The organism is Bacillus gobiensis (assembly GCF_001278705.1).
In the GTDB taxonomy this organism is placed as follows: domain Bacteria; phylum Bacillota; class Bacilli; order Bacillales; family Bacillaceae; genus Bacillus; species Bacillus gobiensis.
Map to the genome: position 1 here is coordinate 737971 of NZ_CP012600.1, position 14358 is coordinate 752328.

General features: G+C 35.6%; 16 protein-coding genes and 2 pseudogenes. 14 read left to right on the top strand and 4 right to left on the bottom strand.

Annotated elements, in window-relative coordinates:
• Positions 1-134 precede the first annotated feature (134 nt).
• The 5 genes from AM592_RS03650 (at position 135) to AM592_RS03670 (ending at position 2465) form a co-directional block, all read left to right on the top strand.
• Complete coding sequence (locus AM592_RS03650; RefSeq protein WP_053602525.1) at positions 135-335, top strand: XtrA/YqaO family protein; 201 nt, start codon at positions 135-137, stop codon at positions 333-335.
• A 174-nt stretch (positions 336-509) separates the two neighbouring features.
• Positions 510-989, top strand: a complete 480-nt coding sequence (locus AM592_RS03655; RefSeq protein WP_053602526.1) for an SRPBCC family protein — start codon at positions 510-512, stop codon at positions 987-989.
• 158 nt (positions 990-1147) lie between these two features.
• Positions 1148-1498: a DUF2200 domain-containing protein gene (locus AM592_RS03660; protein ID WP_053602527.1), complete on the top strand. Its 351-nt coding sequence runs from the start codon at positions 1148-1150 to the stop codon at positions 1496-1498.
• 228 nt (positions 1499-1726) lie between these two features.
• Positions 1727-2137, top strand: a complete 411-nt coding sequence (locus tag AM592_RS23885) for a DUF4355 domain-containing protein (RefSeq protein WP_148564307.1) — start codon at positions 1727-1729, stop codon at positions 2135-2137.
• Positions 2067-2465 (top strand): aldo/keto reductase, encoded by a 399-nt coding sequence (locus tag AM592_RS03670; protein ID WP_082363690.1) that lies wholly within the window; start codon positions 2067-2069, stop codon positions 2463-2465. The genes AM592_RS23885 and AM592_RS03670 overlap by 71 nt, the downstream gene beginning before the upstream one ends.
• 97 nt (positions 2466-2562) lie before the next feature.
• On the opposite strand, the gene AM592_RS03675 is transcribed toward AM592_RS03670, so the two are convergent.
• Complete coding sequence (locus tag AM592_RS03675; protein ID WP_053602530.1) at positions 2563-2784, bottom strand: hypothetical protein; 222 nt, start codon at positions 2782-2784, stop codon at positions 2563-2565.
• 508 nt (positions 2785-3292) lie between these two features.
• Here AM592_RS03675 and AM592_RS03680 point away from each other — a divergent pair.
• The 3 genes from AM592_RS03680 to AM592_RS03690 all read left to right on the top strand — a co-directional run bounded on the left by AM592_RS03680 (position 3293) and on the right by AM592_RS03690 (position 5534).
• Positions 3293-3484 carry a hypothetical protein gene (locus tag AM592_RS03680; RefSeq protein ID WP_053602531.1) on the top strand — a complete coding sequence of 64 codons (192 nt, stop codon included), beginning with the start codon at positions 3293-3295 and terminating at the stop codon, positions 3482-3484.
• 135 nt (positions 3485-3619) lie between these two features.
• The gene (locus tag AM592_RS03685; protein WP_192841136.1) at positions 3620-4093 is read left to right on the top strand and encodes a hypothetical protein; all 474 of its coding nucleotides are present in this window, start codon (positions 3620-3622) and stop codon (positions 4091-4093) included.
• Between the two features lie 433 nt (positions 4094-4526).
• Positions 4527-5534 carry a DUF3231 family protein gene (locus AM592_RS03690; protein ID WP_053602532.1) on the top strand — a complete coding sequence of 336 codons (1008 nt, stop codon included), beginning with the start codon at positions 4527-4529 and terminating at the stop codon, positions 5532-5534.
• Between the two features lie 107 nt (positions 5535-5641).
• Here AM592_RS03690 and AM592_RS23085 read toward each other — a convergent pair whose 3' ends face one another.
• The gene (locus tag AM592_RS23085; protein ID WP_082363693.1) at positions 5642-5767 is read right to left on the bottom strand and encodes an anti-repressor SinI family protein; all 126 of its coding nucleotides are present in this window, start codon (positions 5765-5767) and stop codon (positions 5642-5644) included.
• 76 nt (positions 5768-5843) lie between these two features.
• Complete coding sequence (locus AM592_RS24075) at positions 5844-6008, bottom strand: hypothetical protein (RefSeq protein WP_158320288.1); 165 nt, start codon at positions 6006-6008, stop codon at positions 5844-5846.
• Positions 6009-7527: 1519 nt separating this feature from the next.
• On the opposite strand from AM592_RS24075, the gene AM592_RS03695 reads away from it, so the two are divergent.
• Positions 7528-8787 (top strand): glycosyltransferase family 2 protein, encoded by a 1260-nt coding sequence (locus tag AM592_RS03695; protein ID WP_225970372.1) that lies wholly within the window; start codon positions 7528-7530, stop codon positions 8785-8787.
• A 68-nt stretch (positions 8788-8855) separates the two neighbouring features.
• On the top strand, positions 8856-9770 hold the full coding sequence (locus tag AM592_RS03700; protein ID WP_053602534.1) for an LCP family glycopolymer transferase: 915 nt from the start codon (positions 8856-8858) through the stop codon (positions 9768-9770).
• 488 nt (positions 9771-10258) lie between these two features.
• On the opposite strand, the gene AM592_RS24080 is transcribed toward AM592_RS03700, so the two are convergent.
• Positions 10259-10405, bottom strand: coding sequence for a hypothetical protein (locus AM592_RS24080; protein WP_158320290.1), 147 nt, complete (start codon positions 10403-10405; stop codon positions 10259-10261).
• Positions 10406-10770: 365 nt separating this feature from the next.
• Here AM592_RS24080 and AM592_RS03710 point away from each other — a divergent pair.
• From AM592_RS03710 to AM592_RS03730, 4 genes and pseudogenes are all read left to right on the top strand, one after another.
• Positions 10771-11240 (top strand): annotated as a pseudogene (locus AM592_RS03710) (DUF2975 domain-containing protein).
• Positions 11241-11250: 10 nt separating this feature from the next.
• A pseudogene (locus tag AM592_RS03715) lies at positions 11251-11471 on the top strand (helix-turn-helix domain-containing protein).
• Between the two features lie 617 nt (positions 11472-12088).
• A complete protein-coding gene (locus AM592_RS03720) occupies positions 12089-12862 on the top strand; it encodes a TerC family protein (protein ID WP_053602536.1) in 774 nt (257 codons plus the stop codon).
• Between the two features lie 820 nt (positions 12863-13682).
• Positions 13683-14354, top strand: a complete 672-nt coding sequence (locus tag AM592_RS03730; RefSeq protein ID WP_053602538.1) for a hypothetical protein — start codon at positions 13683-13685, stop codon at positions 14352-14354.
• Positions 14355-14358 lie beyond the last annotated feature (4 nt).

Sequence of the window (14358 nt, forward strand, 5' to 3'; positions counted from 1 at the left end):
GTAATAAAATTATACAAGTTTTCAGCTATATTTAAAATCTTTAATAGATGGTATTGCACAGTACCTCAGAAAAGAAATTTTGGACATGGTGAAGCATACTTTCGACTTTTGGCCATTTATTAGGAGGGAACATTATGAGACTAAAAGAATTGAAAATCGATCCTATTACAATGAGACTAGAAGTTGATATAATGGAAGAGCAGGAAAACTTTTCAATTGTGGTCAGCAAAGGCACAGCAAAAATGACCAAGCTTCCCCCGCATGGTGAGACGAAGATTATTACACACCAGGGCAAGGTGAAGCGCGTTAAGTTTGATGAGGGGGAAGAGTTTTGAGTTTAACAAGAGAAAATATCGATTCCAAAGAATTAGTCTTACACAATGTTTGGTACTATAAAAGCATGAAAACAAATATGAGTATTGTTAGTTTTTTCTGAGCCTAATTTGTTTATTTGAATTAGTGGTGAATAGTAAGACTTTAAGGATATAAAAGTAAGGGAGGATGATATGATGAATCAATTTGGAACACTACATAAGTCAAATGGTCGTTATGCTCTAAGATTTGAACGCTTTTTCTCTTATAAACCCGAAGATGTTTTCCGTGTCATTACGAATCCTAGTTACTTCTCCCAATGGTACCCTTTCGCAACGGGGGAAATGGAACTCAGATCAGGAGGTAAGATTGCCTTCGATGACGGTGAAGGGTCGACATATGAAGGTATCATAACTGAATTAAAAAAACCCCATACTTTTGAGTTCCGCGAAGTTGATGATTTGATACAAATCTCATTACTAGAAGAGGATGAAGGATGCCAAATGGCCTTCACCCACATTTTCGACGATAAGGAAATGGCAATGTATACTGCTGCAGGATGGCATCGATGTCTGGATGTACTTCACCAGATAGTCAACGGACATCCAGTTGAATGGAAAGATAATTCAGCTGAGTTAAGGGGATTTTATCGGGAAGCATTTGATCGAATTAGTTAAATATTATGGAAATAATTCTTTAGAGACTATTAAACGTATGGTATAGGAATTCTCCAAAGGTGCTTATTCCATATAAGGGCGCGAATTGGGTATTCGGATAATCATGTGGAAACCTCAAAAAACTTCATACCTGAACATACAGTAAGGGAGGATGTATCATGACCAAACATAAGATCTATACAATGAGTGTCACAAGTGTCTATCCCCATTATGTTACGAAGGCGGAGAAAAAAGGACGTACGAAAACTGAAGTCGATGAAATCATCTGTTGGTTGACAGGGTATAGCCAGGAAGAGTTAGAAGCGCAACTGGAAAAACAGACAGACTTTGAGACCTTCTTTGCGGAAGCTCCCCGACTGAATCCTTCACGGACTTTGATCAAAGGTGTGGTCTGCGGTGTCCGAGTGGAAGACATTGAAGAACAAACTATGCAGGAAATTCGCTATTTGGATAAGCTGATCGATGAGTTAGCAAAGGGAAAAGCGATGGAGAAGATTTTGCGGAAATAATAATTAAAATTCCGATTACTCGAAAATAGCTGTCTTAAATTATCGGGCGCTTTCTGAAATAAGGAAAGCGTCTTTCTTCAAGGGCGCGATTGTGGAAGAATGTAATGAACGAACTAAATAAAGCTATTAACCACAAAAAAGCATTCTTTAAAGAGAGTGCTTTTTTGTTTGCCCTAAGCATGGCGTTAAAAGGCATATTTTTTATGCACTCCAAACAGGCGCGAACAGATTGAGGGTGCTGAAAAAACTCGTAATCGCGAATCAATAGTCAATAAAGCCTTGAAGGTTGCAAAAGAAAAGAACCTTCCAGATGGCATTATTGACTTTTTTATTGGTGATGATGAGGAAACGACAACGGCTAACCTTGCAAAGTTTGAAGAAGTTTACAGCAATGGTGTACAGGATGCCGTTGATAAAAAATTCAAGGATTCAGGTCGTAAATTACCTGGTCAAAGTGGTTCAGGTGAAGGTGCCGATTACGGGAAACAACTAGCTAAGGATTTTGCAGAAAACAACAAAGGGCTTGAAGATGCTCAAAAATCTTATTTTGATAAGAAGGAAATGACCGATGAAATTAGAGCTCTTTCCTGCTTGCGAACAACACAACGTCGGTGTTATCGTCCGAGTACCATTGGATGAAGGAGGTCTGACAGGAAGGATTACTCCTGATACGATATTTCCTGAAGGTGATTTTCGAAATAATTATTTCAGAGGAGACCGGAAACAGGAAGTTTTTGATCGTGTACAAAGGATTACTGCTAATCTGGATATCTCTTTGGAGCAGATGCCGGAAACAGCACTTCGCTTCATTTTGAGTCATCCAGCAGTGTCAACAGTCATTCTTGGAATGCGTTCTGTTCGTCATACCGAAATGAATTGTCGAGTAGGGGATGGAAAGGGATTGTCTCCGGAGCAGCTAGAAAAATTGAAGCCTCACAGATGGATTCGTAATTTTTATAAACAGTAAAGAAAATTGTATGCTAATTTCAAACAGTTAGCCATGCATTTGTCTAAGTTTAGAAAGCTCACAATAAGTGAGCTTTCTTCAAGTCCTTTCTGGTTATTTAAACTTTTGAGATGATAAACTTATCCTCCATGTAAACAAACCACTTATTCTTTTCCTTATCCCATATAATCCTATTTTGAACGATAAGGTTCTTTACGATTTGCCGCAGTTCTTTTTCTGTCCGGCCAGTTTTGATTTTCAGTAGCTTTAGAGTTACAGGGTCATGAGAAAGAGTCTTGTTGAAAATGATCCGAAAGACCTTCCTTTCAATGTCACTCATTTAACTTAACTCCTTTTTGTCTTAATCATATAGGAGCATATGTTCTATTTCGGCTTGAAAAAAGATGGCTCTTTTTCGAAAAGAACCATCTTTTAGTGAAACACATATAACCTTAGTGAAAGCATAACAGCCTTCTGTTTTAAGTTGTATCAACAGCGTACATTTTATACGTAATTTCGTGTAAAATTTCCAATTGAGTTTTTTAATTTATCCATTTTTTAAATTCTGCATAACTTAAAGTATGTTTTCAATTTTTATCACTCTAGCTTAGTTAGCTTCATTGGTCACCTAAAAAGTGACCTCTTCTTTTTAAAAATAAAGAGCCACACTCGAAGCTTGAAGCAAAAAAATAAAGATAGAAATTCCGGTTAGTAAGATTTAGTGGATAAACTTTTTTAATAAACTGTCACAGGTTTAACGAGAAGGCAAGAAGCCTTCTCGTTTTTTGTGCAGGATCCATCAGTGCCAAATGCATTAGATAAAGGTACTCTAACTGAGGGAAAACCTAATGTGTCAGACAATCATGGCCATTGAACGTAACAGAAGAAGAATTGCTTTTCATAGCCTTACACTAGAAGATTATTCAACACATCCTATCGCAAAAGAGATTGTTGAATATTCACTTGAAAATTCAGATGATTGGTGTGAGCTTTTCACCATCGAGATGTTACTTCCTGATGCATCCGTTAATTTATTTTGATTAGATCAATCTTTGTTCTATGGTTAAACAATTTAATCATCTCGGAGAAATTTAAATGGATATTTAATCAACCAATCGAGCATCTTATTAAAGGACCTTTTTAAGGGTTTAATTATTAAATATGGAGGGATTGTTATGGATAATAACACCAAGAAAAAAATTGAATCTGAGGTAAAAAAAAATGTGGATGTTGAAATTGCAAATGAATTAAGTGATTTTAGAAGTCAATTAAATGTTCTGCAAAGTTCTATTTCTAATCTACAGCAAGGTCAACAACAATCCGGACAACAAAATCAACAACAACCACAAGGTCAACAAAATCAATTATCTCAACAAATTCAACAATTTAGTGGTCAAACACAACAACAGTTACAACAAGCAGATCAGCAACTTCAGCAATGTATTCAACAAGCAATTCAAACTTTAAATCAAGCTTCTCAATATGTTCAAAGTAATCGAGCATTAAATCAAATGAATCAAGCTGTAAGACAAGCGGAACAACAGTTACAACAAATGACCGGGGGGCAGCAACAGTCTGGTCAACAAATGGGAAATCAGCAAGGTCAACAACAATATGGTCAAATGGGACAGCAAAACATACTGCAATAATGTAAATTAGCTGTTATAAATATTGAGAATTCAGTAATTGGATTCTCAATATTAACCCTTTTTTTAACATCTCCAATTCATATTAAAACAATGCACTCCCAAAGGATATTAACCAAATGAAACTGCTAGTTCGCTTGTTATACCTGGTTTCACCATTTCTAGGACCCCCGTCATTTGTATATTGGAACCTCTCCACGTTGTAAATCCGCGTTTTGTCGGCAGTACCTCAAAAATGGTCCTTTCTTCTCTAATTGATGGGATTTTAATTTTTGTACATCCTTTCATACGAAATTTATAGGCATGTATGTTCTTTATACAACAAGAAAAAATACCCGCCAACGAAAAGTATTTTTCTTGGCTTTTTCATAATTTATCGGTTATTTGCAAAAAATATGTCCATCCATAAAAAACATGTCTTTGGAGGAAACTGAATATGACTGAAAATCGCGCCCAATTAACTTCATCAGAAATAGCTTCAATTTGGACTAGTTATATGCAAGATAGTATGTCCAAATGTGTTTTAGATTATTTTTTAAAACATGTAGAAGATGAAGCAATTCGCTCCGTTGTTCAATTTTCTTATGACCTGTCGTCTTCTCATATAGAGAAGCTAACAACCATATTTCAAGAGGAACAGATTCCAACGCCAACAGGATTTACTTATGATAATGATGTGAATTTAAACGCTCCACGAATGTATACTGACCTATTTATGCTAACTTATATAAACCATATGGCTAAGATAGGATTACTTGGATACAGTGGATTTGTTTCTATAAGTGCTAGGGATGATATAAGAAATTATTACAGAGAAGGTCTTAATGAAACATCAGAATTGTTTGAGAAAAGTTCGAAAGTAGCCCTTTCAAAAGGAGTATTTACTAGAGCGCCTTATATTCCCTATCCAACAAAAACCAATTATATAGACACTAAAAAATATCTAAGTAGTGGTAGACCATTAAATGCAGTTGAAATATCCCATTTATTTTTAAACATTCAAACCAATCTTATTGGAAGTAAACTCGCAATTAGTTTTGCTCAGGGAACTCCGAGAGATAACATACGTAAATGGATGTTAAGAGGAAGAGACATTTCGCAAAAGCATATGCAAATATTTACAAAGACCCTTATCGATAATGATATACAGGCACCTTGTCCATCAGATGTTTCTATTACTGATTCAACAACGCCACCATTTTCGGACAAATTAAATATGTTTCACATGTCATTCATGAGTGCAGCAGGAACGGGAAACTATGCAACCGCGGCGGCTGCAAGTCAAAGAAGTGATCTTATTGTAAACTATGAACGCTTATCGCTTGAAATTGCTCAATATGCAAAAGATGGGGCTGATATTGTAATTAGTAATGCATGGCTAGAGCAACCGCCAGGGACAATAGACAAAGAGCAACTAACTAAGAAAAAAGATACAATGGAATAATCCAGTTTGTTCCCCAACAAGTATTTGGAGTAATGATGCGGCATGGACAGCCAAGGACATTGTCCATCATACGAAAAGAAGCCCACCAGTGAGGTTAGGCTTCTTTTTTATGCATTTATTATTTTCTGTCGTTCGCGACAAGTATTTAAAAAGATTCGTATCTCTTCCAATGTGATTCTTGCTGCTAATGCCTCCAAAATCAATTCTTTCCACTCTTCATCTAATTGATCCATACTCACTTTCAAGAAATGAATTGAGATGGCGGCAAAGGAATCTTTGTTTTTTATAAGTTTTCATATCTATATATTTCTAATTCTTGAGGATAAGCATCCATTCGAACTCATTTCCCATTTGAACCTCTAAATAGTGACCTTCAATTGTTTCTCCTTTTACATGGTATGAAATTTTATATACTTTACGGCTCTTATCTTTTGCTGTAGGAGTTAAGTCAACGATAGACAGCCTTCCCTTCATAAATATCACCCTCTCCAATAGAATGGTTTCATTTTATCCACTATTGGAGAGACAGTAATAACGGAAAAAACGAATTTTGGGAGAGGAAAAATAGACTAAAATGACATTATGCTCTAAGCAAAAAGCAATTTTCAACCTAACTTTTACGAGGAAACTTCAATTTTTACTTAATAACCTGGGCAAACACTTGGATTAGGTGGCCATCCACAATGGTGCGCTGGAAGCTCAGTTGTCGGAGGAGATGCCATCCAGTATCTAAGAACAAAGTGAAACGCTTGTGGATGCCTCTTGTGACCACGATCACCGTTTTGAAGAATAACACTGGTGGTTGCAGAGCATCTTCCTTTATTATTAAATCCGTTATAAAACAACCCATGACAATTCACACAAAATTCCCAATAAGGTTGTTCACCCTACCTTAGCTCTGGGTAATCATGCACTAGAACAAATCTATACGCTTGTTCGTGACGCGTATGGACACCGCCTGCGGAGCATGCCCCTCCTGAATACCCGTTAAAAAACATTCCATGACACTTTACACAGAATTCCCAGTCAGGTTGAGAATATTGGTTACCAGGGTTACTGTGGTTTAGCTGGTAATTGTAACCCTTTCCTGTTTGTGGCCACCTCTTCCTCCAGGGCATCTCCCCTTACGTTCGTATCCGTTAAAAAACAACCCGTAACATTTTTCGCAAAAAGCCCAATCACCTTGAACAGCCAAAACTGCTACCTCCTAACAAGTTGATGAGACATCGTTTTTTACACCACTATCTCTTTTCATTTTACGTATTGTTTATTGCATTATTCCGTTAGTTCTATTCGCTACCCTGAATTCACTACAGTATTTATTCCCTGATCCTTACATCAAAAAATTTTCATAGATAGGTAGGAATAAATTTCCCACAAAGAATGTACGTTTAAAGCTTTTGGGCTCCATAGAACCTGGAATAAAATCGAAGTCGAGCGAAAAAGAAAACATATCGGATTTACAAAAAATAAAAGAAGATTTCTTATTTAAACTTGATGCTGTCGGTATTACAAACTTAAATCCTGGTTACGTTATCTGCCAATTTCGCAAACTACCATCGCTACCTTTACATTACTTCTACTATTTCTCATGAAGTAATGGGAACAAATATGAGTCGTTTTATCAAACAATTAGAAATTTATCTCAGGAAAGGTTTTACCTTCTAGGTGAATCATGAAAGCTTTTTATGAGCTGAATCTAATACGTTAATTGAATTTAATACATTTTTAAATAAGAATTCAAAAAATAACCAATGAATTAATTTATCCTGCTACCCACTAAAAAAGGTATCGTTACGGGAACTTATAGTTAGTTGATAATAATTTTGATTCGGACTGTTATTTAATTAAGGAGTGTTATTTTTTGGATGTACTTATCACAGTTTTTTTCTTCTTAAGTGTTACGTTCCCAGTGTTACATTTATACCATTGCTTGCCGTGGTTCCGTGAGTCTAATGAAAGGATCAACCGAAATCCCAGACTGGAAAAAGGGATGAGCGACCATGGATATATAGAAGAAAAGGGAATAAGCATTTTAGTCCCATGTTTCAATGAACAAGGAATTATAGTAACTTCGATTGAGAGCATGAAGTCATTATCCTATTCTCAATTTGAAGTCATTTATATTAATGACGGATCAACGGATGAAACAATGATTTATTTGAATAAATTACTACAGTTGAAACCATGTTCAATGTCTCCGCACGGTAAGCTATCTTATGAAAAAATCGAGGGATTATATCAATCTGAGCTTTACCCAAATATTTACGTAATAGATAAAATGAATGGCGGAAAAGCTGATGCTTTAAATGCAGGAATTGAATATTCCAGTACAGATTTTATTATCACATTAGATGCAGACACTGTTTTGACAGAAAATGCATTATTAGCTGTAAACGATGCATTGGAAGATAAAGATGTTGTTGCAGCAGGTGGGATGGTACATGTGTTGCAAACAAAAACAGATAAACCTTTGAAACGTTTGTCGTTACTTTATGCAAACATTCTAGTACGGGTTCAAGTTTTGGATTTCCTAAAAGCATTCTATATTTCAAAATTGTCTCTTGTACGCTTTAAAGCTTTGTCAGTAATTTCAGGAGCATTTGGTGTATTCAATAAACAAGTACTTCTAGATGTGAATGGTTACCGAAAAACAATAGGAGAAGACATTGATATCACCCTGAAGATCCATAGATACATAGCGAAACACAAAAATTTAAAAATTAGTTTTATAGCAGATGCCGTTGGTTACACGGAATTACCTGAAACATTGAAGGATTTAACAAAGCAGCGTTTGCGTTGGCAAAAAGCATACATAGATTGCCTTATTCATTTCCGGTCCTTCTTCGGAAAAACTTTATTTACGAAAGCTGTTTCCTTTTTTTATATATTTGAAACGATACTAGTAGGTACCCTTGCGTCTTATGTAATGACAGGGATATTTATTGTAAATATGATTTACAGTCCTCAACATTCGTATTTGTATTACGTATTTTCTTATTTGTTTTTCATTTTTTTATTTGGGTTAGCATATGACTTGGCAGCAATTGGAATGAATAAGCACTACGGGTTTTCATTTCAAAAGAAAGATGGGTTACGATTACTATTCACCATTATTTTTGATATTTTTGTCTATCGATTTGTATCGATGTATTTTGTCATGTATGGAAGTATTTCTTATTTCTTCAACAAAAAATGGAACAAAGTTGCCCGGACAGGGCGAAGTTATCATGGGAAGAATTCTGCTGCATAGTTACTCGCTAATTTCAAAATATATTTGTAACAAAAACAGTTATAGGTTTTATTGTGGGGGCCAGGTTAATGGGGAAAAAAGTACTGTTGTTTGTTTTAACCTTTTTTACAGTAGTAATGTTAGGGACAGTCAGTTATGCATTTCAGTTTGTAATGTCAACTTCATCAGATATTCACGAGGATATCGACAGAAATCCTAAATTTGAAGAACGTCTGAAAAACATCAACTTCAAGGATGGTGATCCGATATCTGTTCTGATAATGGGGCTTGATTCTCGTCCAGGTGAAAAAAGCGGGCGGGCCGATTCATTGATTCTATTAACAATTAATCCTCATTCTAAATCAACGCATATGGTAAGTATCCCTCGCGATACGTATACAAAGATAAAAGGAGCGGCAGAAGACAAAATCAACAGTTCTTATCAAGCGGGAGGGACAGAGATGACAATTTATTCTGTTGAAAATCTCTTAGATGTTCCCGTTGATTATTTTGTAAAAGTAAATTTCAAGAGCTTTGAAGAAAGTGTTGATGCGTTAGGTGGAGTAGAGGTAAATAATGATTTAGATTTCACTTTTGAGAATGTGCACTTTTCTAAAGGACGACTTAAATTGAATGGCAAAGAAGCTTTAAAATATGCTCGAATGAGAAAGCTAGATCCACGAGGAGACTTCGGTCGACAAAAGCGCCAACGCCAAGTTATTGAAGCTTTAATACAAAAAGGAGCGAGTACATCTTCAATCACGAAATTTGGCGAATTAGTCAAAGTTGTTGAAAAGAACGTGAAAACAAACATGACCTTCAATGATATGTGGAGGATCCAATCAAATTATAAAGTTGCACGAGAAAACATACAGCAGCACAAAATTGAAGGATCAGATAAAATCATAAAGGGTACTTACTATTATATGCCCGATAAGAAGGAACTCCGTAAGGTTTCTAATAACCTGAAAAAACATCTGGAGCTTAACGGTAATGATTTTTAATAGGTTCAACAACCATTAAATTTTTGTCATAAGATCGCTTAGATCGAAGACGGAAATCAAAATAATCCTTATAAAGATTAAAGCTTGAATTTTCATTAAAACAGAAGCCTACCGATGGAGTAAGGCTTCTTTATTTATTGTTTAGGAACTTCTTTTCTCATCGGTTAAAATCCCAGCTACCAAAGGCTCCAAATCGTTCAACAAGTTCTACTCATTCAAATTAGGAATTGGGGACGAATTGGGGACGAACTAATTCATTTTTACTCAAAAGAGGGCATTTTTCTTCAGATAAGTAATTAAACAAACCTTATAAAATAAGAGTCTGTCATAGAGGTTCCTAGAGGTACAGAATGGCTTGTTTACCTTGACAGGGTAGAGGTCGCTGGTTCGAGCCCAGTCGGAATCATTGGGTGCCAAACCCCGAGAACCCTTATGGAACAAGGGATTCTCATATAAAAAGCCACTTCTTCGGAAGTGGCTTTTTTCATCTAATTATGGGGACGAACGGATTTTTTTGGTTTATGCTTATCGAATTTTTCCGAAGTCTCCTGCTCCATTTTTGGCGTTACATGACTATATGTATCGGAAAGAACTTTTAAATTTGCATGCCCAGTTCTTTTCTGTATTGCATTCATTTTTTGCTCCTTCTTCTATAAGTGGGTTTACCATTATATGTCTTAAGTTATGAAGTCGAATATACTTCAAATCCAATTTCTTTGCAAATTTGCTCCACTTACTTGTAGGAGTAGTAAAGTAATATGGTTTTCCGGTTCCACTGTGAAATACAAATTGATGGTTTCCGCCTTCCCATGCATCACCCAAATTTTCTTTTTCTTGCTCCCGCAAATCATAGTATTCTTTAAGTTCCTCCCTATACCACTCGGGTACAGAAAGAGCTGTCAAAGCATATCTTTGTCTAAAATAAAAAGAATATTATTCAATAAAAATATAATAAAAATTGATAATAATTTATTGCAAATCGATAAATTAGGTGCTTTTTATGAAACAAAAAAGTGGTTCAACAATTTTCTTGAAGGTAGTTGTTTTTCTTATTGGAATTGTGGTGCTTGCTTTGTGTATATTTTTATTGCCTGAGATAGCCAGTAGAGATGCAGAAGCGAATCCAGAGACTGCTTACTTGCAATATCCCTTTTTAGTATGCGCGTATGTATTGTCTATTCCCTTCAAGCATTTAAACTTTTAACTTATATAGATAGGAACAAGGCTTTCTCGGTATTATCTGTAAGAGCATTGAGGTATATAAAGTACTGTGCAATCACAATTTGTGTCTTAATTATATTAGGAATAATATTTGTAATTCTATTTATTGAAGGTGACAGAACAGGTGTTATAATGATGGGATTAATATGCACTTTTGCTTCAAGTGTAATTGCAACCTTTGCTGCTGTTCTTCAAAGACTTCTACAAGAAGCCATAGATATAAAATCAGATAATGATTTAACGGTCTGAGGTGGATAACATGGCAATTATAATAAATATTGATGTCATGCTGGCTAAAAGGAAAATGAGCGTAACAGAACTTTCGGAAAAGGTTGGAATACAATGGCTAATCTTTCTATATTGAAAAATGGAAAGGCAAAAGCGATTCGATTATCAACTTTAGAGGCGATTTGTAAGGCTTTGGACTGCCAACCTGGAGATATTTTAGAATACAAAAGTGACGATTTCATTCAAGGATAATAAAATGGATATATTTAACATTTTGAAGAAAAGGCTCACTAAATTAGGTTTGATATTGCACCATTAGAGTTCATTATTCCTGTCTTTCTCTTTTTAAGATGACAATAATAGAAAACAAATTTATTCAACTAACAAGTGCTTTCCTTTAATAACGATCTTCCGCAATAGGGCGCATTTCTGTAACAAGAAATGTGTCCTTCTTTATAAATTGGGCCAGATAGTGGGAGATTCAGTTGAAGGGATTGTGAATAAATGTAATTAAAGTAACGTCGCAGGTTAAAGAAGCAATGAAGGAAAAAGTAAAAAGTGTAACCTAATAAAAGATTATTTATGTAAATGGATATTTTGTTTGCACTACAGTGCAACAAAAATGTGTACTTATTCGATTAACGAGTAAAATCACCAAAAATTGAATATTTATGTTATTATTGTATGAGATTGTGAAGAAATGTAATTAAACTAAAGGTGTAGTTTAAAAAGGAAAATATAGAGGACTAGAAGTAACTGAATAAATCATTTTTAGCATTATTCTCTAGGATTACCTGTTACTTAATTGGGAAATTTATAGTTAGCGAAACTTTTACATGACATTTTCGTTATTGAAAGGAGAGAAGTAGATGGAGTCACTATGGTTAGAGTATGCTTGGGCATTGTTAATTCTAATTGGATTGGAAGGATTGTTATCGGCTGACAACGCCCTTGTACTAGCAGTTATAGCCAAGCATTTACCTGAACAACAGAAAAAAAGAGCTATAAATTACGGAATCATTATGGCTTTCACTTTCAGATTTGCTGCACTTTTTGCAATTTCTTTCATTGCAAACGTCTGGCAGATACAGGCGATAGGAGCGGCTTATCTTCTTTACCTAGGATTAAAGCATGTCATTAAGGCACGGTTCGGGAAAGAAAATGAGAATATTCATGAGGACGATGAAAAGGAATCCGCTGGTAAAGGTTTCTTGCCTACAGTAGGGAAGATTGCATTAGCTGACCTCGCTTTTGCAATTGATTCGATTCTAGCTGCAGTTGCTCTTGCCCTTGGTCTTCCAGATTCACCGCTAGACGATTTCGGTGGTATGGATGGAGGGCAGTTTATTGTTGTTCTTCTTGGAGGTATTGCTGGTCTTGTCTTGATTAAGTTTGCAGCAACCTGGTTTGTACAGCTTCTTGAAAAACGTCCAGCATTGGAAACAACAGCATATGCAATTGTTGCATGGGTCGGTGTCAAACTGGCTGTAATTACCCTTGCCCATGAGGATATTGGTGTCTTAGATCATCATTTTCCTCACAGTACCGCTTGGAGTCTGATCTTCTATGGAGTATTAGTCGGTATTGCCCTAATCGGTTGGTTTGCACCTGGCAATAAGTCATTACAAAAAGATAAATCCTAAAAGGTAACAAAGCCATTTTTACTTGTGGTAAATCGATAATTTTGCGTTTTAATAAATAGTTAATGTGTGCTGGAGTTCAATAAGTACGAGACAGCTTCAACAGCCTTTGTTCTTTAACAATCGTACGCGATTGTTGAAGAATGTAATGAACGAACTAAGTAAGACAATAACAACTAACAAGCATTCTCTAAAGAGAGTGCTTTTTGTTTGCCCTAAGCATGGCGGTAATGCAATTGCTAATGGTGAGATTTCTCAATTACGCTCAGATAATGGCGAATTAGGGACTCAAAGTTTAGTAGTGGTAACGGCAGTATTTGTAGCAGGCATTCTTGCTGGATTTATAGTTGATGGAGTGGTTATTTACTCTAGGCTTCTCGTCTGGTCAATGGGTCGCAATTTCATTAGCGTATGGTTCACGTGCCGATAAATCAAGGTATAAACTTGATCCTGATACTAGGAAAACCTGTTTTTGGAAAGGTATAGGAGGAAATGGAAATCGTAATCTTGATGAACTGTCTAAATGGAGATTTAAAACGTAGCTTTTATAAGACTAAATTATAATGTGAATTCTTATACGAATAATAATATAAAAAAGGGTAATGCCGATGTTTCGGCAATCAGGATCAATGTATGTTACCATAAAAGAATTACTTCATTAATGAGTGCTTTCCTTGTATATCCGTGTTGAGTTTATAGACCAAAGAAAAAAATATTTTGTGGAGGTAATATTTACATAACTTCAGGGGAAAGTTAACCGACATCGGGTATTATTTAATGTATTTGCTTTTTAAAGTTGAATGATCTGAAGGGAGAGTTATACGTGAAACTGTATCAAGTAAGAAAAGGACAATTTGTGTATTTTAACAATGAGTTGCACAGAGTATATTCTGTAAAGCCTGTATACAAACAGTCTGTCCATCTTGTCAGGCTGAAAGATTTAACACAGCATTTAACCACTGCCTCGAAAGTTGAAAAGTATAAACCCAAACAGCTTGACAGCTTTATTTTCAACCATAAGGCTTATACACTCTACAAAGATAAAAAAGCTGAAGAAGGGGACTATATCTTAATTACGAATCCAAGTCCCGATTACTTGGATCACTATTCCTTAAACGAAATTGAAATTGTATCGTCTGTTGAAACCAAAGGGGTTATCACAACTAAGGCTAATGGGGTCAAACATAACGAATATTTACTGATGGTTCCAGGCCGTGATAATGACAGTCAACCTATAGATTATTTAGATAAAAATATGGTAGATAGTGTTGATTTAACGAGCAATGTTCCTGATCAACCTGCAAAAAGTACCCAAGGTGAAATGCCGAATATTGGTGATGTATATAAAAAACGAGATGGCGATCATTCCATTGAGGCGATGGTGGTGGCCATCAACGGCGAAACAATCTTTTTGGGAAACAATTTAGAGCTCTCCTTGAATGAGTTAAAAGATAGTGAAATATGGGAATTTCAATATAGTCTCCTAGAGGACTGACCAT

Bases quoted from the DNA above. Each gene is read 5' to 3' on its own strand.
- AM592_RS03650 (WP_053602525.1), top strand. From the start codon at position 135: ATGAGACTAAAAGAATTGAAAATCGATCCTATTACAATGAGACTAGAA.
- AM592_RS03655 (WP_053602526.1), top strand. From the start codon at position 510: ATGAATCAATTTGGAACACTACATAAGTCAAATGGTCGTTATGCTCTA.
- AM592_RS03660 (WP_053602527.1), top strand. From the start codon at position 1,148: ATGACCAAACATAAGATCTATACAATGAGTGTCACAAGTGTCTATCCC.
- AM592_RS03670 (WP_082363690.1), top strand. From the start codon at position 2,067: ATGAAATTAGAGCTCTTTCCTGCTTGCGAACAACACAACGTCGGTGTT.
- AM592_RS03675 (WP_053602530.1), bottom strand. From the start codon at position 2,784: ATGAGTGACATTGAAAGGAAGGTCTTTCGGATCATTTTCAACAAGACT.
- AM592_RS03680 (WP_053602531.1), top strand. From the start codon at position 3,293: ATGTGTCAGACAATCATGGCCATTGAACGTAACAGAAGAAGAATTGCT.
- AM592_RS03685 (WP_192841136.1), top strand. From the start codon at position 3,620: ATGGATAATAACACCAAGAAAAAAATTGAATCTGAGGTAAAAAAAAAT.
- AM592_RS03690 (WP_053602532.1), top strand. From the start codon at position 4,527: ATGACTGAAAATCGCGCCCAATTAACTTCATCAGAAATAGCTTCAATT.
- AM592_RS23085 (WP_082363693.1), bottom strand. From the start codon at position 5,767: ATGGATCAATTAGATGAAGAGTGGAAAGAATTGATTTTGGAGGCATTA.
- AM592_RS24075 (WP_158320288.1), bottom strand. From the start codon at position 6,008: ATGAAGGGAAGGCTGTCTATCGTTGACTTAACTCCTACAGCAAAAGAT.
- AM592_RS03695 (WP_225970372.1), top strand. From the start codon at position 7,528: ATGAGCGACCATGGATATATAGAAGAAAAGGGAATAAGCATTTTAGTC.
- AM592_RS03700 (WP_053602534.1), top strand. From the start codon at position 8,856: ATGGGGAAAAAAGTACTGTTGTTTGTTTTAACCTTTTTTACAGTAGTA.
- AM592_RS24080 (WP_158320290.1), bottom strand. From the start codon at position 10,405: ATGAATGCAATACAGAAAAGAACTGGGCATGCAAATTTAAAAGTTCTT.
- AM592_RS03720 (WP_053602536.1), top strand. From the start codon at position 12,089: ATGGAGTCACTATGGTTAGAGTATGCTTGGGCATTGTTAATTCTAATT.